18 protein-coding genes and 2 pseudogenes are annotated in these 20,990 nt (G+C 48.5%); 11 read left to right on the top strand and 9 right to left on the bottom strand.

Annotated elements, in window-relative coordinates; translation table 11 throughout:
- Nucleotides 1-7 precede the first annotated feature (7 nt).
- From bioF to WMW72_RS27195, 4 genes are all read left to right on the top strand, one after another.
- On the top strand, nt 8-1,186 hold the full coding sequence (gene bioF / locus WMW72_RS27210) for an 8-amino-7-oxononanoate synthase (protein ID WP_341418735.1): 1,179 nt from the start codon (nt 8-10) through the stop codon (nt 1,184-1,186).
- Nucleotides 1,183-1,971, top strand: coding sequence for an alpha/beta fold hydrolase (locus WMW72_RS27205; RefSeq protein WP_341418734.1), 789 nt, complete (start codon nt 1,183-1,185; stop codon nt 1,969-1,971). The genes bioF and WMW72_RS27205 overlap by 4 nt, the downstream gene beginning before the upstream one ends.
- A complete protein-coding gene (gene bioC, locus WMW72_RS27200) occupies nt 1,961-2,827 on the top strand; it encodes a malonyl-ACP O-methyltransferase BioC (RefSeq protein WP_341418733.1) in 867 nt (288 codons plus the stop codon). Before WMW72_RS27205 ends, bioC begins: the two co-directional genes overlap by 11 nt.
- A 119-nt stretch (nt 2,828-2,946) precedes the next feature.
- Complete coding sequence (locus tag WMW72_RS27195) at nt 2,947-3,483, top strand: GNAT family N-acetyltransferase (RefSeq protein ID WP_341418732.1); 537 nt, start codon at nt 2,947-2,949, stop codon at nt 3,481-3,483.
- 47 nt (nt 3,484-3,530) lie between these two features.
- Here the strand turns inward: WMW72_RS27195 and WMW72_RS27190 are convergent, their stop codons facing one another.
- A complete protein-coding gene (locus WMW72_RS27190; RefSeq protein WP_341418731.1) occupies nt 3,531-3,839 on the bottom strand; it encodes a hypothetical protein in 309 nt (102 codons plus the stop codon).
- 237 nt (nt 3,840-4,076) lie between these two features.
- Between WMW72_RS27190 and WMW72_RS27185 the strand changes: the two genes are divergently transcribed.
- Nucleotides 4,077-4,439: a winged helix-turn-helix transcriptional regulator gene (locus tag WMW72_RS27185; protein WP_341418730.1), complete on the top strand. Its 363-nt coding sequence runs from the start codon at nt 4,077-4,079 to the stop codon at nt 4,437-4,439.
- A gap of 105 nt (nt 4,440-4,544) precedes the next feature.
- Here WMW72_RS27185 and WMW72_RS27180 read toward each other — a convergent pair whose 3' ends face one another.
- Nucleotides 4,545-5,543, bottom strand: a complete 999-nt coding sequence (locus WMW72_RS27180; RefSeq protein ID WP_341418729.1) for an oxidoreductase — start codon at nt 5,541-5,543, stop codon at nt 4,545-4,547.
- Nucleotides 5,544-5,690: 147 nt separating this feature from the next.
- Between WMW72_RS27180 and WMW72_RS27175 the strand changes: the two genes are divergently transcribed.
- Nucleotides 5,691-6,125 carry an Lrp/AsnC family transcriptional regulator gene (locus tag WMW72_RS27175; RefSeq protein WP_341418728.1) on the top strand — a complete coding sequence of 145 codons (435 nt, stop codon included), beginning with the start codon at nt 5,691-5,693 and terminating at the stop codon, nt 6,123-6,125.
- Between the two features lie 40 nt (nt 6,126-6,165).
- Here WMW72_RS27175 and WMW72_RS27170 read toward each other — a convergent pair whose 3' ends face one another.
- From WMW72_RS27170 to WMW72_RS27145, 6 genes are read right to left on the bottom strand one after another with little or no spacing between them, the layout of a single operon-like run.
- Complete coding sequence (locus WMW72_RS27170; protein WP_341418727.1) at nt 6,166-7,389, bottom strand: M20 metallopeptidase family protein; 1,224 nt, start codon at nt 7,387-7,389, stop codon at nt 6,166-6,168.
- Nucleotides 7,386-8,720, bottom strand: coding sequence for an LLM class flavin-dependent oxidoreductase (locus WMW72_RS27165; RefSeq protein ID WP_341418726.1), 1,335 nt, complete (start codon nt 8,718-8,720; stop codon nt 7,386-7,388). Before WMW72_RS27165 ends, WMW72_RS27170 begins: the two co-directional genes overlap by 4 nt.
- Nucleotides 8,721-8,763: 43 nt before the next feature.
- On the bottom strand, nt 8,764-10,818 hold the full coding sequence (locus WMW72_RS27160) for an ABC transporter ATP-binding protein (RefSeq protein WP_341418725.1): 2,055 nt from the start codon (nt 10,816-10,818) through the stop codon (nt 8,764-8,766).
- 17 nt (nt 10,819-10,835) lie between these two features.
- The gene (locus WMW72_RS27155) at nt 10,836-11,720 is read right to left on the bottom strand and encodes an ABC transporter permease (RefSeq protein WP_341418724.1); all 885 of its coding nucleotides are present in this window, start codon (nt 11,718-11,720) and stop codon (nt 10,836-10,838) included.
- Nucleotides 11,721-11,739: 19 nt separating this feature from the next.
- Nucleotides 11,740-12,666 carry an ABC transporter permease gene (locus WMW72_RS27150; protein WP_341418723.1) on the bottom strand — a complete coding sequence of 309 codons (927 nt, stop codon included), beginning with the start codon at nt 12,664-12,666 and terminating at the stop codon, nt 11,740-11,742.
- A gap of 16 nt (nt 12,667-12,682) precedes the next feature.
- Complete coding sequence (locus tag WMW72_RS27145; RefSeq protein ID WP_341418722.1) at nt 12,683-14,341, bottom strand: ABC transporter substrate-binding protein; 1,659 nt, start codon at nt 14,339-14,341, stop codon at nt 12,683-12,685.
- An 895-nt stretch (nt 14,342-15,236) separates the two neighbouring features.
- Here WMW72_RS27145 and WMW72_RS27140 point away from each other — a divergent pair.
- The 4 genes and pseudogenes from WMW72_RS27140 to WMW72_RS27125 form a co-directional block, all read left to right on the top strand.
- The gene (locus WMW72_RS27140; protein WP_341418721.1) at nt 15,237-16,010 is read left to right on the top strand and encodes a MerR family transcriptional regulator; all 774 of its coding nucleotides are present in this window, start codon (nt 15,237-15,239) and stop codon (nt 16,008-16,010) included.
- Between the two features lie 44 nt (nt 16,011-16,054).
- Entirely contained in the window at nt 16,055-17,314 is a 1,260-nt protein-coding gene (locus tag WMW72_RS27135; RefSeq protein WP_341418720.1) for a TraB/GumN family protein, read from the top strand.
- 344 nt (nt 17,315-17,658) lie between these two features.
- Nucleotides 17,659-18,015: pseudogene (locus WMW72_RS27130) on the top strand (winged helix-turn-helix transcriptional regulator).
- 194 nt (nt 18,016-18,209) lie between these two features.
- A pseudogene (locus tag WMW72_RS27125) lies at nt 18,210-18,797 on the top strand (oxidoreductase); the annotation flags it as partial.
- A gap of 24 nt (nt 18,798-18,821) precedes the next feature.
- On the opposite strand, the gene WMW72_RS27120 reads toward WMW72_RS27125, so the two are convergent.
- The gene (locus WMW72_RS27120; RefSeq protein WP_341418719.1) at nt 18,822-19,646 is read right to left on the bottom strand and encodes a helix-turn-helix domain-containing protein; all 825 of its coding nucleotides are present in this window, start codon (nt 19,644-19,646) and stop codon (nt 18,822-18,824) included.
- Nucleotides 19,647-19,788: 142 nt separating this feature from the next.
- Between WMW72_RS27120 and WMW72_RS27115 the strand changes: the two genes are divergently transcribed.
- A complete protein-coding gene (locus tag WMW72_RS27115; RefSeq protein ID WP_341418802.1) occupies nt 19,789-20,940 on the top strand; it encodes an epoxide hydrolase family protein in 1,152 nt (383 codons plus the stop codon).
- Nucleotides 20,941-20,990 lie beyond the last annotated feature (50 nt).

Here is a 20,990-nt window from a genome sequence, read left to right as displayed (position 1 = left end):
GCCCACCATGGACTGGATGGAAAAAGAGCTGGAATTCATGGCTGAAGCCTCGTTGGAGCGTTCCTTGCGTACAAGTAACTCGGTATCCGGATCTCCTGGCTATACGCTGCGCGGGGAACAAGTGTTACTCAATATCTCCTCCAATGACTACCTTGGACTCTCCCAGCATCCTGCGATTCTTGAAGTGATGCGCGAGGCTCTGCTCGCAGAAGGGGCTGGCTCAGGCGCTTCACGCCATGTGACAGGTAACCGGATGTCTTATAGTCGTCTAGAAGAAGCCCTGGCCGATTGGCAAAACTGCGAAGCTGCGCTAGTTCTTGCTAATGGATATATGGCTAATTCAGGTGTTATTGGTGCACTAGTCGGCCGAGGAGATGTTGTTTTCAGCGATCAGTTGAACCATGCGAGTATTGCGGATGGCATTGTATTGAGCCGTGCGGAGCATGCCCGGTACCGTCATAACGATATGGAACATTTGCGTACGCTATTGAATAAGTATCGGGATAAACGGCGTAAGCTGATCGTCACGGACGCTGTTTTCTCCATGGATGGCGATCAAGCTCCGTTGCGTGAACTTGCTGCGCTCAAACGCGAGTACGGAGCGATGCTCATGGTGGATGAGGCACATAGTGGTGGGATCTACGGCGGACGAGGCGAGGGATTGTGTCATGAACTCGGGCTGCAGGGTGATGTGGATATTCATATGGGAACATTCAGCAAATCCTTCGGTGTCTACGGCGCTTATATTGGCGGTAGCCGTACGCTGATTCGATGGCTGGTGAACAAGGCTAGGCCACTCATCTATTCAACTGCCCTGCCCCCTTCTATCGTAGCTGGCATTTCCAAGTCGTTAGTTTTGGTACAAAAGGAACACTGGCGTCGAGAAAGGCTTTATGCGGCAACCCGGTTATTTCGGTCCTCGCTTTGTGACGCCGGGTTTAACATTGGTGCCGGCGACTCTCCTATTGTACCTTTAATCGTGGGCGATAACGATACGGCCTTGCGCTTCAGCGGAGCTTTAGAAGAAGAAGGAATCCTAGCGGTTGCCATCCGTCCGCCTACGGTGCCTGATGGCACAGCGCGCATTCGCTTTTCCTTGTCAGCCGCTCACACGGATAAGGAGTTGACCGATGCAGCCGTACGCATCCGCAACATCGGACTTCGGCTAGGGGTGTTGAGTCCATGATTTCATTGAATTCGGATTCTATGAGAAGTCAGCTACAGACAAGCGGCACTATTGTATGGTTGTGCGGCTGGAGTATGCCGGATGCGGTTTTCGATCGGACTCGTGAGTTACTTCCAGATTATCATCATGTTTCTGTAGATTACAGGGAGGCCGATTCTCCAGAGAACATGCTGCTCCTGACTGAAATCGCAGTGAAAAATCTTCTGTATTCGGATGGAGAGGCTTGTAAGACAAGGGCTTTCCACGGTCCGCTGTTAATCGGAGGATGGTCTCTCGGCGGTTTACTGGCAATGCGGCTAGCGATCCAAGGGGTCGCTGATGGCCTGGTGTTGTTCGGGGCCACTGCCCAATTTACGAGGTCAAAAGAGGAGCTTGATCTAGGTTGGGCAGATCTATACGTTAGGAAAATGATGACAGGGCTCGTACAGGACCGACAAGGCGTTGAAACAAAGTTCCGACAGCTCCTATTTACGGAGGCGGAACGGGAGGCCGATCTAGACGAAACCCTTCCCCCAGTCGGTAGCTGGACAACCCCAGCGCTAATCGCAGGTCTTCAAATCTTGCGAAGCGAGGAATGCTTGTCTCAGCTGAAGAGCATCACTTGTCCGGTATTTCTTGTGCACGGGACTGAGGATCGGATTTGTCCTTACGGCGCTGCATCGGAGCTTATGGCCCAGTTGCCAAATGCAAAGTTATTCACGATACCTGCCTGCGGGCATGCCCCGTTCTTGGGAAGGGAAGAGCAAATAGCTAATGAACTGAGGAGATGGTGGCATGAGCAGTAGGATTAGTAATATCCGGCGTCAATTTAATCGAAGTGCAAATTCGTACGACGCTCACGCTCATGTTCAGCGTTTGATGTCGGATCGGCTTGCACAATCTCTCTTAGGGTGGAAGAACAAAAGCGACATAGATAGGCTCAGTATGCTTGAGATCGGTTGCGGCACGGGGACGCTGACCGAGATTCTAGTAACGGAATGGCCCAGTGCGAGTATGACTGCACTTGATATTGCGCCCGAGATGATCCGATTGGCTGAACAACGTGTCCTATCAGATGATGCGAGCTTTAATGGCATCCGAACAATGACTGCGGATCGTGTACGCTTTCTTCATGCTGATGTTGAAGTGTGGGCGAAAAATGCTCCAGCCTCTTTGTTCGATCTCATCGTCTCCAACGCCTGCTTTCAATGGCTGAGCCATCCTAGGCAAACATTGGGTCACCTTCGGCGGATGCTTCGTCCTGGGGGCTCGCTGATATTCACGACATTCGGGCCTGACACATTCTGCGAGCTGCATGAGGCTTTTCATGCCGTTTATCGAGCCCATGGCATGGAGCCGCAGCGGCACGGACTGTGGTTTCTATCGATCGATGAATGGAACAGCATGCTCAAGGAATCAGGCTTTTCAAGTATCCAATTTGACCGCTCGATTCAGAAGGAAAAGTATGCCTCAGCAAGAGATTTTCTTCACTCGGTAAAAGCGATGGGAGCCAGCACTTCCGAGGCTGTTACTATGCGTGGTCTCAGTTCGCGACGGCTGTTCGCCAGCATGTATAAGGAATACGAGGAGAAGTTCAGCCTACCGGGAGGTGTTGCTGCCAGTTATGATCTTCTATGGATCCAAGCATTGGCGGATGGGTAGATAAGCTCTATAACTGACAACAGTAACTTATGATTAAATGACCCATAGCATAATGAATATGAAGGAATTAAAAATAATGATATCATAGTATGGATTATTGAGGTGATGGAATGCTTAACATGCGAAAAGCTATTATAACTGACCACGAATTTTTGGTTCGAATTGACTTGAAAAACGATGGGTACACGGTTTCAGATAAAGTTGAAATGACAGAACAAGAAAAAGAGGAACATAGTAAAAAAATAGAACGGTATCTCATTGACCCCGAAAAAGGTGCATTTATTATTGAAGATTCCGTTTCTAGCAAACCGATTGCAATGATAATGTACTCCATAGCAAATAGGGGTTCCGTGTATCCCTGGAAAACAGTTTTTACCGAATTAGACCCCAATCTATTTCAAAGTGATGGTCGATTTATTGAAATATTTCAATTATGGGTTCATCCAAACTATCGCAGATTAGGTTTAGCGACTAAGTTAAAACTCAAGTTGGAAGAAGATGCTCTGTATCATAAAGTTGATTTAATTTATACACATACAGAAGAAGCGAATAGCCATGTCATCGAACTCAATAAAAAAATTGGGTATCAAGTAGTTCGGCAGGGTCCAATTTGGGACGATGTTATTCGAATAAGTCTGATTAAGAAACTAAGCTAACAAAAACAATCGTTTACCGCCTCCTCTGAGTGGGCGGTTTTATTTTGTCATAAATCAACAATAAAAGAAAAAAATCCTGATGAGGGCTTTATTGTGAGCTTCTTGAATGAACCATCAAAAGCACAACCCCATGCGGCAAACACGCATCGTGCAGATTCATCAGCAGGCATAAAGAATTCAATTCGTGGATAAGCTTCTTCGGTCACCGCGAGGTGTAGTTGGTTGTAGCGTATTGGCCTCAATTCCGTTGAAGAAGGATGTCGTGCAAGAAAATATTTAGCTGCCTCCAAATTATGCTCTGCAGTCAATGCTGTTCTATTCCAAAACTTCCGAATATCCACATACTTCTCCATCATGACATGAAACCACTCATACTTAGAGTCTACAAATAAAGCTGGATGGTGTTTCTTGAAGGTCTGAATGCCGTAAATCGCATGGGACTCCCACCTAGACCATGGCAACTCAGCATTTGTCACTTACACTTATATTCAGATTTGAATAGTGTGATATTCAGTCCCTGTTTCACTATTTGATGATAATGTATTCCAATACTCCATCGACTAACATTAGCGTCCAACTAAAGAGATCCGAATATGATTAACTATCCGAATGTTCCATATGAATGTCACACCGAGATAACGCTCGCACTTATCAGCGGAAAATGGAAGCCGTTGATTTTATGGCATTTATGCCGCTCATCCACCAAGACCCTTCGATTCAATGAGTTTCGTCGGCTGTTGCCCCAAATTACACAAAAAATGCTGACACAACAGCTGAAAACATTAGAAGAAGATAAGATCCTTGTCCGCAAAACCTATAATCAAATGCCTCCTCGGGTGAAATACTCCCTTTCAGATTCAGGAGAGCGTCTGGCTCCGTTACTGCAGCTTCTGGCTCAGTGGGGAGAGGATCATAAGAATAGTTTTGCGGAGCCCGATCATGAAAAATCAATTTGATAGATGTGACTAAGGTTCCAACTGGCTCTAACATACGTGTTAGACATCCAGCTGGAACCCTTGTCGAATACGTGGAACATAGTCCATAACCTCAGTCTTGATCATTCATCCACGGTTACTAGCATGCTCTTGATTCAATAAACGTTCTGCATAATCCGGGTCCTCCAGGAGCGGGCTCCCGATGGCAATACAATCGGCTAATTGATCCTCAAGTATACGGTTGGCGAGACTGCGGGTATAGATCTTTCCGACTGCAATAACCGGGATATTGACATGTTGCTTGATCGCAGCAGCATGCGGCAACTGATAACCGGAGTGCACGTCACTGGGTTGTATAGGGAGAAGCCCGCCTGTTGAGACATGAATCGCATCCAATTCAGTCTCAAGGGGCTTTAGCATCCGCACCCACTCCTCAGGGTTTAACCCCCCTGCGCAATAGTCAGTGGCAGAAACCCGTATGGTAACCGGATATTGTCGACCGACTTCTCCCCGGATGGCCAGAAGAACCTCTTTCAAAAATCTTGCCCTATTCTCCGAATTGCCGCCATATTCATCCGACCTCACATTCGATAGAGGAGATAGGAATTGATGAATTAAAAAACCATGGGCCGCATGAATTTCAATGCCATCGAACTCCGCTTGGACAGTTCTTTTTGCTGCAAGACGGTATTCCTCTATGATGCTTTGAATACCCGCCGCAGACAGCGACTCGGGCTGGCCGTAATGCTCGTCGAAAGCAATTGCGCTCGGCGCAACTAAGGAATGCGTAACTTCGGGCGAAGATTTCCTTCCGCCATGTGATAATTGAATAAATGCAGGGGTTTGATGGGCATGGATGGCATCGGCAACTTTTCTTAGTGACTCCGCATGCTGATCTGTAAAAATCCCAATATCATTTTTCCACAGTCTTCCATTGGGAGAAATCGCGGTAGATTCCAGGATAACAAGCCCCACATGCTTCGCCCTTCGGCCATAATGTTCAATGTGGTGGTCAATGGGAAACGCCTCCAGCGTGCCTTTATATTGCTGCAAAGGCGCCATGATTAATCGGTTCTTCAGGCGTAAGCTGCCCAGGTTAATAGGGTCATCCAAGGTCCAAGTCATATTCATTCATCTCCTTAACACGTCATTCCTTCATTTTAGTGTTGATAACAAGTGAAATACATAGTAATATTTAATTAAATAGCGATTAATAACTAAGATATTAAGTTGTTTATGCGTTATAACCTTATATATCGAGGTGATTGTACAGTGGACCAAGTCGATTCGAAAATCTTATCGTTGATGCATGAAAATGCCAGAATATCTATTTCTGAGATGAGCAAAATGATTGCCATGTCGCAGCCCGCTGTATCTGAAAGACTCCGGAAGCTGGAGGAGCAGGGAGTCGTAACGGCTTATCGTGCGCAATTGTCCCCACAGAAGCTTGGCAAGCATACATCTGCTTTCGTCATGTTCAAAACCAATTGCTGCCCCGACTTCATCAAATTCTGCGAAGCATCCCCTGAGATTGTCGATCTTTACAGAATCAGTGGAGAATATAACTTTCTAATGAAAGTTTTAACCGAAACATCAGAATCACTGACACAATTTCTTGACACTTGCAACCCGTATGGATTTTCAACGACTATCATTGTTCTCTCGACGGCATTTGAAGACAAAAGTCTTATAACAAGCAAGGTATGATTGGGGACCGGCGCAGGCTCTGAGGAGCTGGATTGTCCAGCTAAGCTTCGTCCGCCTGGCTGAGCGCCTCCAGCACAAAAGATAGATGCAAGGCGGCGCCAATCTTGAGCGCATGTTCGTCAACATCAAAGCACGGATGATGGAGCGGATGCACGATTCCCAGCGTTTCATTGCGTATGCCGAGGAAGGCGAAAACGCATGGGATCTGTTCCGCGTAGAGGGCAAAATCCTCTCCCGCAAGACTCGGTGTCTCCAGCCATTGAACTTCCGCCCCGCTTTCTGTGACTGCTTTGGCCGCTATTCGCACAGCTCCCGCATCGTTCAGCAGCGCCGTCCCTAGCCGGTAGCGGGAGGCATAAGTTCCGCCGAACGATTGGGTGACGGATTCGGCCCGCTGCTCAAGCATGCTTTTCAATCCTAATATGGCATCTTGGCCAAACGTACGGAAGGTGCCTTTCACTACGCCTTCATCCGCGATTGCATTCTGCACTTCTCCCGCATGCATCATGCCGAAAGAGAGCACCACTGGAACTAACGGATTCCACTGTGTGGCTACCGCCGTCTTGGCTTCAATTGCGAATTGAGCCGTCATCATCAAGGCATCGGCTGCTAGATGGGGAGCGGCATGATGTCCCGTCAGCCCTCTGAACTTGTAAGTAAAATGCGAGGAGGCAGCCATCATATAACCTTCACGCAATCCGATCTTCCCAGTGGGCAGATCCGGCCACACATGCAACGCGAAACCAAGCTCTGCATCCCCCAATGCCCCATCGTCGATGAGATCTCTGCTTCCGCTGACAAGACTGCCATCTTCAGGACAGGGTAATGCTCCTTCTTCGGCAGGTTGAAACACGAAAAGCACCGTGCCTCTCAAACAGAGTCTCTCCTTGCTAAGCGCATAGGCAGCCCCAAGCAGCATAGCTGTATGGGCATCATGCCCGCAGGCATGCATGAAGCCTTCCCTCTGCGAGCGGTATGGCTTATCCGATAGTTCCCGTATGGGCAAAGCATCCATATCCGCACGCAGCATAATCGTGCGGCCGGGCTGACTGCCGTGAAGGCTGCCGATAACACCTGCCTTGAAGCGTTTACCCACGCCTCGTCTAACCACAATTCCCCAGGCTTCCAAATGCCGGGCAACTATAGCTGCGGTTCGCTCCACCTCGAACAGGGTCTCCGGATAGCCATGCAGCTGACGGCGCACCGAAATCATCTCGTTCTCATACTCATCCAGATGCGCCTTCAGTCTCGTCGAGAGACTCATGGGCGGGTTTCCGCTGCCGTGGCAGCAAAGCGGTTGGCTGGTATCGGGAGCCTCAGGTTACCTCGCAGCGTGTCCTCCTCGTACTCGGTCCGGTAAAGCCCCCTCTCCTGCAAAATGGGAATGACGAGTTCGACGAATTCCTCCAACGCCCTCGGCGTAACCGATTGAATAAAGAAACCGTCCGCTGCCCCTTCCTCCTTCCAAAGCTGAATCAGATCCGCAATATGCTCCGGTGTCCCAACGAACTCACCAGGCGGCATGACGGTACGAAGGGCGACCTGACGAAGGGTCAAATTTTCCTTCAACGCGATACGTTTGATTCTATCCGTACTGCTTTTGAAGCTGTTGCTGCCCAGATCACCCAGATCGGGAAACTGCTCATCCAGCGGATATTGAGAAAAGTCATGGTGTTCATAAAATCTTCCAAGATGGGCAATCGCGCTTTCAATGGTCACCAGACTGGCAATCTCGTCATACTTAGCCTTGGCCTCCTCCTCGGTCCGGCCTATAATCACCCCGATGCCATGCATAATCACCAGGTCATCCTCCGAGCGTCCATAGGCTCTGACACGTTTTTTTACATCTCGATAGAAAGCTTTCGCTTGCTCAATATTCTCATGCTCCGTTAAGACGGCATCTGCCGATTTGGCAGCCAGGTCCCTGCCCGCTTCTGACGAGCCTGCCTGGAAGATGACGGGTTGGCCTTGCTTCGAGCGTGCGATATTAAGCGGCCCTTGGACGTTGAAAAACTCTCCTTTGTGATGGAGGGTATGCAGCTTCGACTTGTCAAAGAACAGACCGGTTTTCTTGTTACGGATAAATGCATCGTCTTCCCATGAATCCCATAATCCTTTTACAACTTCAATGTACTCCTCCGCCATGCGGTAGCGCTCGGAATGGGAAGGATGGGCTTCCTTTCCGAAGTTTCGGGCCGAACCTTCAAGTGGAGAAGTAACCACATTCCAACCGGCTCTCCCGGCGCTGATATGATCCAACGAGGCGAACTGCCTGGCTGCGTTGAAGGGCTCACTGTAAGAGGTAGACAGTGTGCCGACCAATCCGATATGACGGGTCACAGCGGCTAAGGCTGAGAGAATGGTGATCGGCTCGAACCGATTCAGAAAATGAGGAAGCGACTGCTCGGTAATATATAATCCGTCAGCGATAAAGACAAGATCAAATTTCCCCGCTTCGGCAACTTGAGCCTGACGCTTGTAGAAATCCAGGCTGACGCTGGCGTCAACGGGCAGGTCTGGATGTCTCCATAAACCGGTATGGGCACCCACACCTTGTATAATCGCACCGAATTTGATTTCTTTTTTCTTGGACATTGGGTCATCACGCTCCTAGTGGATATTCCAGTATGATGAATTTTCAAAGCGGATAATGACAAGCCACCCTATGATGGGTTCCTACCTCCTTCAGCTTTGGTGCCTCCTCACGGCAGCGGGCTACTGCGGCAGGACAGCGCGTGTGAAAGCGGCACCCGGACGGAGGAGATGCTGGCGAAGGAATTTCTCCCTGAATGGTGCTGAAGGACCGCCTTTGGGACGGAACGGGCACCAGGATTGAGCTCAGTAGCCCGGCCGTGTAGGGGTGCGCAGGATGCCGGAACAGCTCCTCGGCAGGCGCGACCTCCACCAATTGTCCCAAATACATAACACCAATCCGCGAGGATACATGACGGACAATATGAAGGCCGTGGGCGATAAACATATAGGTTAAACCAAGCTTCTGCTGTAGCTCCTGCATTAGATTCACAATTTGGGCCTGCACCGACACGTCCAGCGCGGATACGGCCTCGTCCGCAAGCACGAAGCGGGGATTCAATGCAATCGCCCGGGCTATCCCGATTCGCTGACGCTGCCCGCCAGAAAATTCATGTGGATAACGGTCGAACCATTTCGGATTCAATCCGACCCACTGCAGCAGCACTTCCACCCTGCTTCTGCACTCCTCCGAGTTGAGACGCTCATGAACGTCGAATGGTTCGGCTATGGTTTGTCCGATCGTCCACTTCGGATTGACAGATCCGTAAGGGTCCTGGAAGATCATTTGCATGTCGCGCCGAGCCGACCGGCGGCTTTTGCTGTCCAACGCCGTCAGATCCTTGCCCCGGAAAAATACCTGCCCAGCCGTCGCTTTCTCCAACTGGATTAGAATGCGGCCCAACGTCGATTTGCCGCTGCCGGATTCCCCGACCAATCCGAACGTTTCTCCCGGATGAATGGAGAAGGACACATCGTCCACGGCATGAATCCGCGCCTTCGTCTGCCCAAATGGACCTTTGACTGGGTAATGCTTGGTAAGTCCTCTGATTTCAAAGAGAATCTCGGCCTCTTCCCCACCTGCCGGTTCGTTGGCTGCTAGGTCGACAGGCGGCTCCGATGAGCTGGAGGCCGGCAAACGCTCATATTTCGGACCCGCTTGCAGTGCTGTCAGAGTGGCTTCCTGCAGCATCATATCGGTATGCCAGCAAGCAGCCTTATGATCGATTTCTCCCATCAGTGGCGGAGTCTGGGTGCGGCATTGATCTGTCGCCAAAGGACAGCGGGGATGGAAGCGGCAGCCGGAAGGAAACTCATTGACGCTTGGCGGGGCGCCAGTGATCGTGTAAAGCGGAGCCCCGCGGGCGCTACCCATCGTGGTGATAGAGCGCAGCAGACCTGCGGTATACGGATGTCTGGGTTGGGTGAACAAGCCCTCTACCGTCGCCTGCTCCACGATCCGTCCGGCATACATCACGATCATGCGATCGGCCATTTCGGCGGCGATACCCATATCATGTGTGATGAGCAGAATAGACATGCCGAATTCAGCCTTCAAATCGTTGAGCAGCCTTAGAATCTGCGCCTGAATCGTCACATCAAGCGCAGTTGTCGGTTCATCGGCAATGAGCAGCTCAGGCCCGCAGGCCAGTGCCATCGCGATCATCGCCCGCTGCAGCATGCCTCCCGACAGTTCGCCTGGATACTGGGTCATTCGAAGCTCCGGCTCGGGAAACCCGACACGGCGCAGCAGCTCGGCTGCATGAGCACGCGCTTCTTTTGGGGTCCGCTCGTCATGCCGGCGTATGGTCTCAACCAATTGACTCCCGATGGTAAAGATCGGATCGAACGCGGCCATCGGCTCCTGAAAGATCATCGAAATTTTTTTACCACGAATTGCTCTAAGCACGCTATGGGGGAGCGTTGTCAGCTCTTGGCCATTAAGCTTTACACTTCCTGAGAGCATGCACCCTTGGTCAAAATCCGTCAGGCGCATAAGAGCTTTGCAGGTCATGGTTTTGCCGCTGCCGGATTCCCCGACAAGACAGACCGTCTCGCCTCGTTCCATATGAAAAGATATATCGGACACCGGTGTGAGGATGCGGCCCGAAGCTTCGAATTCCATCGTCATCCCCTCAACCGTTAGTAAAGGGTTGTGCATATGATTCCTCCTTGCTCTTATCCACTGCGACTTCTGGGATCCAGAACGTCTCGAATGTAATCTCCAATGATGTTGACCGCCAGTACAAATAATGCGATGGCCAGTCCCGGGAATGTACAAATCCACCATGCTACCATCAAGTAACCCCGCCCCTGCGCTAGCAAGGCTCCCCAGTCTGGAATCTCCTTGACAACGCCCAGTCCAAGAAAGCTAAGGGCCGAGCCTGCGAGAATCGAAGTTCCGATCCCTATGGCAGACATCACCAGAAAGGGAGCCAGTGAACCCGGCATCACATGCTTAAAGAAAGTTCGGATGCCTGAGCTTCCGATTGAGCGTGAAGCGAGCACAAAGGGCCGGTTCTTGACACTTAGTACTTGGCTGCGCATGACCCTCGCATAGCGTGGAATCGATGAAGCCGCAATCGCCAGCACCACGTTGGTCAGACTCGGCCCAGTTGCCGCCGCAATTGCCAGTGCAAGCAGAATACCGGGAATCGTCATCAGAATCTCGATGAACCGCATCACAACCAGATCCACCCAGCCTCCCAAATAACCGGATAAGGTGCCCAGCGTTGCCCCGGCTGCGCCGCCGACCACGACGGAGGCAAGCCCGATCAGCAGCGAATCACGGCTTCCATATACAATCAGACTGAACATATCGCGTCCAAAGTAGTCGGTCCCAAGCCAATGGGAGCCTCCAGGCGGCCGCATCAAATTAGACGGATCCATTTGGGTCGGTGAATGGGAGGTTACCCATTGGGGTGCAATCGCGCACAACACCATAAACGCAATGATCAGACCTGCTGCGTACAGGAATAGATGAATACTTCTGAGACGCCATTTTCGCTCCAGTCGTCTGCGTTCAGCTTGGAACAGCGGCTTGACTTCAATTCCAGCTTTCATTTTTGTATTCCCCCTTCCTTTATTGCAGCCGTCTCAGGCGAGGATCTACGAAAAGATACGAAAGGTCAACCAACAGATTCACACCGACATAAATGATTGCAGTGAAGAACACAACTCCCTGCACGACAGGTATATCCTTGGACAGAATCGCTTCTGCCAGTATCCGGCCGATACCCTGCCTGGAAAATACCGTCTCGATCACCACAGTGCCACTCAGCAATTCTCCGATCGTGACGCCTACCAGCGTAAGCGCGGGGATCAGTGAATTGCGCAGCGCATGACGGTACATCACCGAGCGTTCCCTGATCCCCTTGGCGCGCAGGGTAAGGATGAAGGGCTCGCCGAGTACCTCCAGCATCGTGTTGCGGACCAGCCGGACGATAAAGCCGGCTCCGATCAGTCCGAGTGCAAGACCGGGAAGGACGAGTGTCTTCCACCCGTCAGATCCCATTGAAGGAAACCAGCCTAACTGAATGGAGAAGACTAGCAATAGTAAAATACCAGTCCAGAACGCTGGCATGGAAATGCCAAATAGTCCGACCAACCTGGCCATAAAGTCGATGATGCCGTTGCGGTAAACGGCCGACAGCACTCCAAGCAGAATACCAATGACGACGGAGAATAACGTACTGACCAGCGTCAACATCAACGTCGCAGGTGCATGCTTCAGGATTTTGGGAAGTACGGGGTCCCTATTCACTCTCGACTGTCCGAAATCCCCTTGAAGCAAGCGGGAAAAATAATCAAAAAATTGCTGGTAGAATGACCGGTCCAATCCAAGCTCATGCCTAAGCGCAGCAATAGCCTCCGGTGTCGTCGCGTTCCCGTTCAGCATTTGCAATACGGGGTCTCCGGGGAGAATGTACATGATGATAAAAACGAGCACCGACGAGCCGGTCACCACAAATAAGGAGGTCAGAAGGCGGGTTGCAATATTTCCTGTCACAACATCTTTCCTTCCGTTATGGGCTGATGCTAACGTCATAGAACAACGGATAGCCAAGAAGATCAAACTTCAAACCCTGAACACTGCTTGATTGCACTACGGTGTACGGGTACACATAAATTGGGAACATAATGGCTTGATCGCTTAAGTATTGCTGGATCTGGCGATAGATATCCTTCCGTCTCTTCGGATCGGATTCGACCGCTCCTTCATCCAGCAGCTTATCTATGTTCGGATCGTTAAGCCCTGAGTAATTGTTGCCGCCCTGAGCGTGCAGACGATCGGAACGAAACAGATTGGCCAGAATGTCTGGATCCGCCTTCACCTGTGAAATGCCAGCGATATCAAATTCCCGCTTTTTTAACAATTCGCTTGCATTCGTGGTCATATTGAGTTCGACTGCTACACCAATCTCCTTAAGCTGCTGTTGTACAATAACGGCAATGTCCTTACGTTTTTCCCGGCTCGCCGATGGCTCAAGATAGTTCAATGTCAGCTTTTTACCGTCTTTTTCACGTATTCCATTCGAATTCTTCTTCCAACCCAGCTCATCCAACAGGCTGTTAGCCTTGATCAAATCTGGTTTTATTTTGTTTTCCAATGACTCGTTATATCCGAGTAACCCCGGCGTTAGTGCACTCCAAGCTCGCGAATATGTACCTAGATACAGCGTATTGACTATGATCTCCGGATCGATGGTCAGTTGGATGGCCTGCCGTGCTCTCCGGTCATTCCACGGTTCATTATGCGTATTGAGGTACAAGGAGAAAGGCGTTCCGTTCGTGATGGCCTGTTGGATCTTGAACTTCGCCTGACTCTTGAACGCGGCGATGTTTTGCGGGGGAACCGTTTCTGCAGCCAGGATTTGCCCGCTCTGTACGCTGCCGATTCGGGTTGCCTCTTCCGGAACAATCTTGAATGTCAATTTATCCAGATAGGATGCACCCTGGTTCTCAGCTATCGGAGGCGCGGAGTTGTAAGAGGGGGATCTCTCCAACACGATTTCGCTGTTCTCCTCCCACTTCACGAACTTGAATGGCCCGCTGCCTACCGGATTCTTACCCAATTGCTCTCCGGGCTGCCCGAGCGCTTTGGGTGACGAAATGCCAAAAAATGCGGAGCTAAGACCGCTCAGGAACGGTTCGAATTTTTTTGAAAGATTCACTTTGATGGTGAACTCATCTACGACTTCGGCGGACTCCAAGGGTCCGAGAAGTGGACGGGCTTGTCCGAGTCCGGACGTTTTTCCGAGATGATCGAAGTTCGCCTTAACTGCTTCCGCATTGAACGGCGTACCGTCATGGAACTTGACATCCTGACGAAGCTTGAACGTATAGGATTTGCCATCATGGGATACAGTCCAACTCGTTGCCAGCCATGGTTGGAAAGTGCCATCTTCCTTCTGGAACACCAAAGAATCAAAGATGTTGCGAAGTACGCGGTGCGAAACGGCATACCCGCTGGCAACCGGATCCAACGTATCCGGCGAGCTCGCGAGCGCATAAGTCAAATTTCCACCTTGAGCGCGCTGAGCATCGATTGCATTCACGACGCCCGACTTTGTGTCGTTTGTTGAGGTATTTCCCTTGTCAGACGAGCACCCGGCCAGCATCGTTGTCAGAGCAACAGACAGGAGCATGCATCGCCCCAAGGGCGAAATGATTAATTTGTTCAAAGTTCTTCTCCCCTTCTCACCATCATCATATTTCATTTTTTACTTACCCCATTGAATTAATAGGAAATTACTTTGCTTATCTTATCACTGACTCTTCGCAGCGATCTATACGATTCTAAAGGAAAATACCCGGTTAAAATTTATTTATATCGCTAAATTCATCAGTTTACCTCACTATATATATGTTAATTATTTGATTAATTTGGTAAAATTAAGAGTTCATTGTTTTAGTCGAGGAGAAGAGATACTTTCTTCTCTCAAACATAAGCATATAAGGCTCTTTGATAATGAAGAATTTGAACAATCTTTAATAATTTGGATACATGAAAAAAGCTCGGGATTTATCCATTAGGATCAATCACTGACTTCCCCTCTATATAAAATAAAAGCACTCGTACGAAGCGGATTATCCGCAACATACGAGTGCTTCTCGTTAGTATCCATATACAGAATCAAGCAATTTATTGTTAATTAGGATAGGCTCTTTTCTTTGCCGAGAAGTTGGGCAAAACCTCTTCCAATATCAGGGTTGGTTGCTCGATTTGATCATCGCAATGCCAACACACAAAACCGTCTGGGCGAACGAGAACAACGCTTTATCGATATAACTCCATTGTCCGAAAGTTTAAGCCCCACGCCCTTGGATGAATGTTGGTTTTTTGATGACGTTCAATAGGCGCTGTCATTATGTTTCGAAAGCCTTGCAGTAGAATGGCCGAGCTTACGCCAATGAAGCGTCCTGGTTTGACTGCTGCTATCGTTTAATAACGAATCATACCTAATTCCTCCATTGAATTGTCCAGACAGTTCCATTCGATATGAGAATTTTGGCTATGGCTCTCTTTTGTTCAATCAAAAAATGCTTGCGCATAACGTAACGTGCTGCGCTATACTGGTGCTAGAAAAGGAGCTGAGAAGGATAAGTAAGACGTATTATACCATTGGTTCACTCGCTAAACTGACCTCAACGACGGTACGTACTCTTGACTTTTATGATCACAAGGGACTACTCAAGCCGAGCGGCTACAATGAACAGGGTCACCGGACTTATACGGACGAGGATTTGTTCCGTCTCCAACAAATATTGGCCTTGAAATATTTAGACCTCTCCTTGGATGAAATCAGCAAATATTTGGAGCAGGGCGGCAAGGATTATAAAGCCTCACTGGACATGCAATACGAGCTGCTGCTGCAGAAGCAGCAGCATATCCAGCGCGTTATGGCTACAATTGAACGGGTAAGAGCGATTGTTAAGGATAACGATATGATTGATCCCCAGCTCATTATTCTGATGATTCATGCCATTCAGCAGGAAGGAGAGTTGAAGCAGCGGCTCTTCGATCGGCTGCCGGATGAATTCGTAGAATCTATATTTGTCAGTGGAGCAAGTTTGGAACATGAAATCATGATTGTGTTTAATGATCTGCTCGTCATGTCCAAGCAAGGGCTGCAGCCGGAACATCCGCTTGTACAGGAGCGTGGACTTAGTCTGAAGCTGATACTCGACCGGTTGCTGGCACAACCGCTAGAGGAGCTTGGGATGAGCGAAACGGGAAAGGTTCTGATGGAAATGGAGTTTCCAACTAACTTTCCGCCGGACTTTAAAAACTACTTGCTTGACATGTTTGGTCATCTGATCCTTCATTCAAAGGAAGGAAAAGGCGAATGATCAGAATTAATGTGTACACCCACTAGAAGGAGTTGTATATACAGATGAAAAAACTTAGCGCTTCAATTGTCTCCCTAGCCCTGCTTACGTCGCTATTCTCTGCCGTTCAAGCAGCAGATAACTCCTTGTCCGTACAGCTAAATGGAGAGCAAATCCAGTTCAGCGAGTCCGAACCGATCTTGGAAAATGGAGTGACACTCGTTCCGATACATCCGGTCATGGAGAAGTTGGATGTCAAAGTGATTTGGGATGAAGCGACCCAAACCGTCACCGGCACCAAAGGAAGCTCCTCCTTGTCCCTTCAAGTTGGCAGCACGAATGCCATGGCAAACGGCACAGCAGTCACACTGGAAGTAGCGCCAAAGCTAATCCGGAATGTCACGTATGTACCGCTCCGCTTTGTCGCTGAAACTACAGGCTATCAGGTTGCCTGGAGCCCGTCACTGCATAGGGTCACTCTTACCTCCAAGCAGCAATCCGAAGGAGGCCGCGGTTTTCTATGGAAAATAGAAAATATGGGCAACACGGTGTATCTGCTGGGTACAATGCACTTAGCCGACGATAGCATGTATCCGCTGCGTCCAGAAATTGAGAATGCGTTCAACACTGCTGATTACTTGGGCGTAGAGGTCGACCTTATGAAGGGCGCTTCTGAGGAATCACAGAAACTGATAGCGGATCTGAGTGTTTATAAAGACGGAACAAAACTGCAGGATCATATCTCCGCAGAAACCTATAAAAAAGTTACAGCATTCTTGAAAGCACAGGGACTTCCGGAAAATAGCTTTGATAACTTTAAGACATGGTTCGTCGAGAAACAAATACTATATATTAAAAGTTCACAAGGCGAGCATAAACCGGATATGGGTATAGACAGGTACCTGATGGAAAAAGCCTATAAAGCTAAAAAGCCGGTCATTTCCCTAGAAAATATGGAACTCCAGTTCCAGGCGATGAACAACTACTCTGACTCGCTGAATGAAAGGTTACTGCTTCAAAATCTAGAGCCAGGTTCTCCGAACCCGCCTACTCCTGATGTCTCGGTAGATGTTCTGGCTAAAATGTGGAGCGAAGGCGATTATAACGCCTTGACTGAAGCATCCAAATTTATTGGCTGGGATACTGAATTACTCAAATCCTCGATTGATGACCGCAATGCAGCTATGGTCGAGAAGATTAAAGGTTATTTGAACAGTGATAAAAAAGAAACATATTTTATTGGGGTTGGATCGCTGCATATGCTGGGTGACATGGGTATAGTTCCATTACTGGAGAAGGAAGGCTTTAAGCTGGAAAGACAGTAGCATTTATATACTCATTGTTCATGACACGACAGGGCTAACCGTTAGGTTGGCCCTGTTCTTTATTTGGCTAAGAGATTTTATAGCCGTACGGATGCTCAGGTAGTATATAGCAAGATATGTGGGGCTTGCGCCTGACCATAACATATTGAATGCACAAAAAAACCGTCCCTTTCGTAAATGGTTAAGTGGTACCTCCATTTTCCAAAAAAACCGTTATATTCAGATTGGAATAGTTTAGCATTCGATCACTGTTTCACTATTTGATGTGTTATAATGTATCCCAATATCCCCATCTACTAACATTGCGTCCCTCAAAGGAGATCCGAATATGATTAACTATCGGAATGTTCCATATGAATGTCAACACCGAGATAACGCTCGCACTTATCAGCGGAAAATGGAAGCCGTTGATTTTATGGCATTTATGCCGCTCATCCACAAAGACACTTCGATTCAATGAGTTCCGTCGGCTATTGCCCCAAATTACACAAAAAATGCTGACACAACAGCTGAAAACATTAGAAGAAGATAAGATCATTGTCCGCACAACCTATAATCAAATGCCTCCATGAGTGGAATACTCCCTATCAGATTCAGGAGAGCGTCTGGCTCCGTTACTACAGCTCCTGGCACAGTGGGGAGAGGATCATAAGAATAGCGTTGCGGAACAGCCGAACCCTGAAAGCCAACTTAATGGCTAGCCTTTGATTACGCCGATTCCTCGTAGCTCCTTGGCCCCGCCTAAAAAAAATTGGTAAACACTACCCTCTACTACCATTTCAAGGTATTTGACAGATCCCATCCAAAATCTAGCCTTGTTCAAATCTGGTTTTATTTTATTTCTCAATGACTCGAGGCCTGGAGTTACAACTGATCTCCTATGCGTCGCTCAATGGCCGTAAGGCGTGCTATCAAGGCCGGATTCGACACGATTGAGCTTCACCGCGCTCATGGCTATTTGATCCATCAGTTCCACTAGCCGCTTACGAATCAAAGAACGGACGAATACGGCAAAGACACGACCAAGTTTGGTATAGAAGTGATTCAAGCAGCCAAGCAAGAGATGCCGGAGGATATGCCATTAATGATGCGAATATCCGCAATTGAATACGTGGAAGGCGGATATGGAATAAAAGAATGTGTGGCCTTCTCCAAACGGTATCAGCTTGCTGGCGTCGATATGTTTCACATCAGTACCGGAGGTGAAGGCCCCATCGTTGCTTTCGGTAGACCGGGTACGCATGTTGCTTATCAAGTGACTTTAGCAAGAGAAATCAAGCAAGCCCTGAATACTCCGGTTGCTGCAGTCGGGAAACTGGATCATGAAGAATTGGCAAACGCTGTCATCTGCAATGAAGACGCAGATCTAGTGGCGGTTGGAAGAGGCATGTTGAGAAATCCTTATTGGAGTTTGGAGGCCGCTGCCATACTGAAAAAAGAAGCTGCTGTGCCGAAGCCATACGTTTCCGGATTCCCCAGCTAATGACCATAACTTTGTAGGATTTGGTTATTGAGCAGTGGCGAACTTACGAGAGGTGTGCCGATACTTCGTCGGCGACATCCCTTTTTTAGCTGTAAACTGTTTGATCAAATAGGTATCATACTCAAATCCAGTAGCGCTCGCAATGTCATTGAGACTCATATCTGTATGTGTCAAAAGCTCACTTGCAACCTTTAAGCGATGTGCCAGCAAGTAACCAATCGCTGTATGCCCGCATCTTTCCTGAAACATCCTATTTAGAGTCACACGGTTCAAATGAACACAATTCGTCAATTCCTCCAATGAAATCTTTCTCCAATAATGGGTGTGAATATAGTCTAATACGACATCGACAGGCGAGTGTTCGCTTGTTCGATTTAATTCCTCCAACAAACCTAAAATTTGAATGAGGTATTTTTTTATTCGGCATACCCAGAGTGCATCGCTTTGCGCTTGCACTTCTGTGCCAAGTACGAAAAACCATTCAAATAATAGAGGGTACGCTTTCTCGGTTACACGAGGTACACCCGAATACAAAGGATTCCTTTGAAACAGGGAAAGTCCTGTTTGAATGCGAGGTCCTGCTGAAGGAAAGTAATCCTTCGTTTCGGAAAGCGTCATGGTGTTAAGAAATTCGGGATGAAAGCTAAAGGATTGTGAGGAGACGTTACTCTTTTCAAGCCTATGCAGATGATCGTCTTCAGCCAAGCAAAGGATACCAGGCGCACTAATAGAAATAGGACGCTCGTTTAATATCCCCTTTATACTTCCAGACGTAATAAAGATCAATGTAAACCGTTCTGGATAGGGAAGAATACGAAAGTCCTCTACTGCTACAAACTCTATATTCACGGTACGTTCTTTGTGTCGGTCTATTTGTGGCATTCTGATCACCTATCAAATTGTATAGTTGGTTGCTTCACTTATGCCAGTGTAACATACAAGTTCAAGGGATATAATAACCCTATGATTAACAAAAAGGGAGGAAATCATGATGGCTGTTGAACGGTTTCATATTCATGTCTCCGATGACATTCTTAACGATCTGCAAGACAGGCTTCATCACATCCGTTGGCCCGATCAAGTAGAAGACTCCGGCTGGGAGAGAGGAACAGATTTAAGTGATCTAAAATCGCTCGTTTCCTATTGGCGGGATCATTACTACTGGCGTGCACAAGAATCCCGATTGAATCGCTTTTCCCAGTTTCGCAGCAAGATCGATGGGATAGATGTCCACTTCGTACACGAGCGCGGTAAAGGATCCAACCCTATGCCCCTTATTCTTACCCATGGATGGCCCGACAGTTACCTTCGTTATGAAAAAATAATTCCTCTCCTTACCGATCCGGCTAGTCACGGAGGTCATCCTGATGACTCTTTTGATGTCATTGTCCCTTCATTGCCTGGATTCGGATTTTCTGGCCGCCCTAATCACCCTGGCTTTAACAATTCTCGTGTCTCCCAGATGTGGGCTAAGCTTATGACGCAAGAATTAGGCTACACCGCATTCGCCGCTGCAGGCGGAGATATTGGCTCTGGTGTTACGAGGTATCTGGCAGCAAATAATCCTGAACTTCTACTGGGCATTCATCTAACTGATGTTGGCATTATAAGAAGTCTCTTGACTGCACAGAATGAAGCGGAGCTTTCTGAAGAAGAACGGCAATATAAGAAAAACGCTTCCGAATGGATCTCCCAGGAGGGGGGCTATATGTCCATTCAATCGACAAAGCCTCAGACTCTTGCTTACGGACTTTCCGATTCGCCGGTAGGCTTGGCTGCCTGGATCCTCGAGAAGCTTCGCGCATGGAGCGATTGTAAGGGCGACCTCAACCAGACATACAGCAAGGATGAGTTGTTGACTCATATTATGATCTATTGGGTGACTAACACCATAGGATCATCTACACGTATGTATTACGAAAACTCACATTCCTTGCCACCACTGGGTCGCATCGAAGTTCCGACAGGAATGGCCATATTCCCCGCAGATATCGTGCTGCCTCCCAAATCCTGGGCTGAGCGCAATCTGAATGTAACGCGTTGGACCACTATGCCTTCCGGCGGGCACTTTACGGCTATGGAAGAACCGGAGCTGTTGGCCGATGACATTCGTGCATTCTACAGACCTCTTCGAAGGAAATAAACAGTCTGAATAGATTCATAGGTTAAGCAATGCTGCCCACTAACGTAATA

The organism is Paenibacillus filicis, from assembly GCF_038070315.1.
In the GTDB taxonomy this organism is placed as follows: Bacteria; Bacillota; Bacilli; order Paenibacillales; family NBRC-103111; genus Paenibacillus_G; species Paenibacillus_G filicis.
The sequence above is the reverse complement of the archived record's forward strand: the minus strand, read 5'-3'. Positions and strand labels throughout refer to the sequence as shown.

Bases quoted from the DNA above. Each gene is read 5' to 3' on its own strand.
- bioF (WP_341418735.1), top strand. From the start codon at position 8: ATGGACTGGATGGAAAAAGAGCTGGAATTCATGGCTGAAGCCTCGTTG.
- WMW72_RS27205 (WP_341418734.1), top strand. From the start codon at position 1,183: ATGATTTCATTGAATTCGGATTCTATGAGAAGTCAGCTACAGACAAGC.
- bioC (WP_341418733.1), top strand. From the start codon at position 1,961: ATGAGCAGTAGGATTAGTAATATCCGGCGTCAATTTAATCGAAGTGCA.
- WMW72_RS27195 (WP_341418732.1), top strand. From the start codon at position 2,947: ATGCGAAAAGCTATTATAACTGACCACGAATTTTTGGTTCGAATTGAC.
- WMW72_RS27190 (WP_341418731.1), bottom strand. From the start codon at position 3,839: ATGATGGAGAAGTATGTGGATATTCGGAAGTTTTGGAATAGAACAGCA.
- WMW72_RS27185 (WP_341418730.1), top strand. From the start codon at position 4,077: ATGATTAACTATCCGAATGTTCCATATGAATGTCACACCGAGATAACG.
- WMW72_RS27180 (WP_341418729.1), bottom strand. From the start codon at position 5,543: ATGACTTGGACCTTGGATGACCCTATTAACCTGGGCAGCTTACGCCTG.
- WMW72_RS27170 (WP_341418727.1), bottom strand. From the start codon at position 7,389: ATGAGTCTCTCGACGAGACTGAAGGCGCATCTGGATGAGTATGAGAAC.
- WMW72_RS27165 (WP_341418726.1), bottom strand. From the start codon at position 8,720: ATGTCCAAGAAAAAAGAAATCAAATTCGGTGCGATTATACAAGGTGTG.
- WMW72_RS27160 (WP_341418725.1), bottom strand. From the start codon at position 10,818: ATGCACAACCCTTTACTAACGGTTGAGGGGATGACGATGGAATTCGAA.
- WMW72_RS27155 (WP_341418724.1), bottom strand. From the start codon at position 11,720: ATGAAAGCTGGAATTGAAGTCAAGCCGCTGTTCCAAGCTGAACGCAGA.
- WMW72_RS27135 (WP_341418720.1), top strand. From the start codon at position 16,055: ATGAAAAAACTTAGCGCTTCAATTGTCTCCCTAGCCCTGCTTACGTCG.
- WMW72_RS27115 (WP_341418802.1), top strand. From the start codon at position 19,789: ATGGCTGTTGAACGGTTTCATATTCATGTCTCCGATGACATTCTTAAC.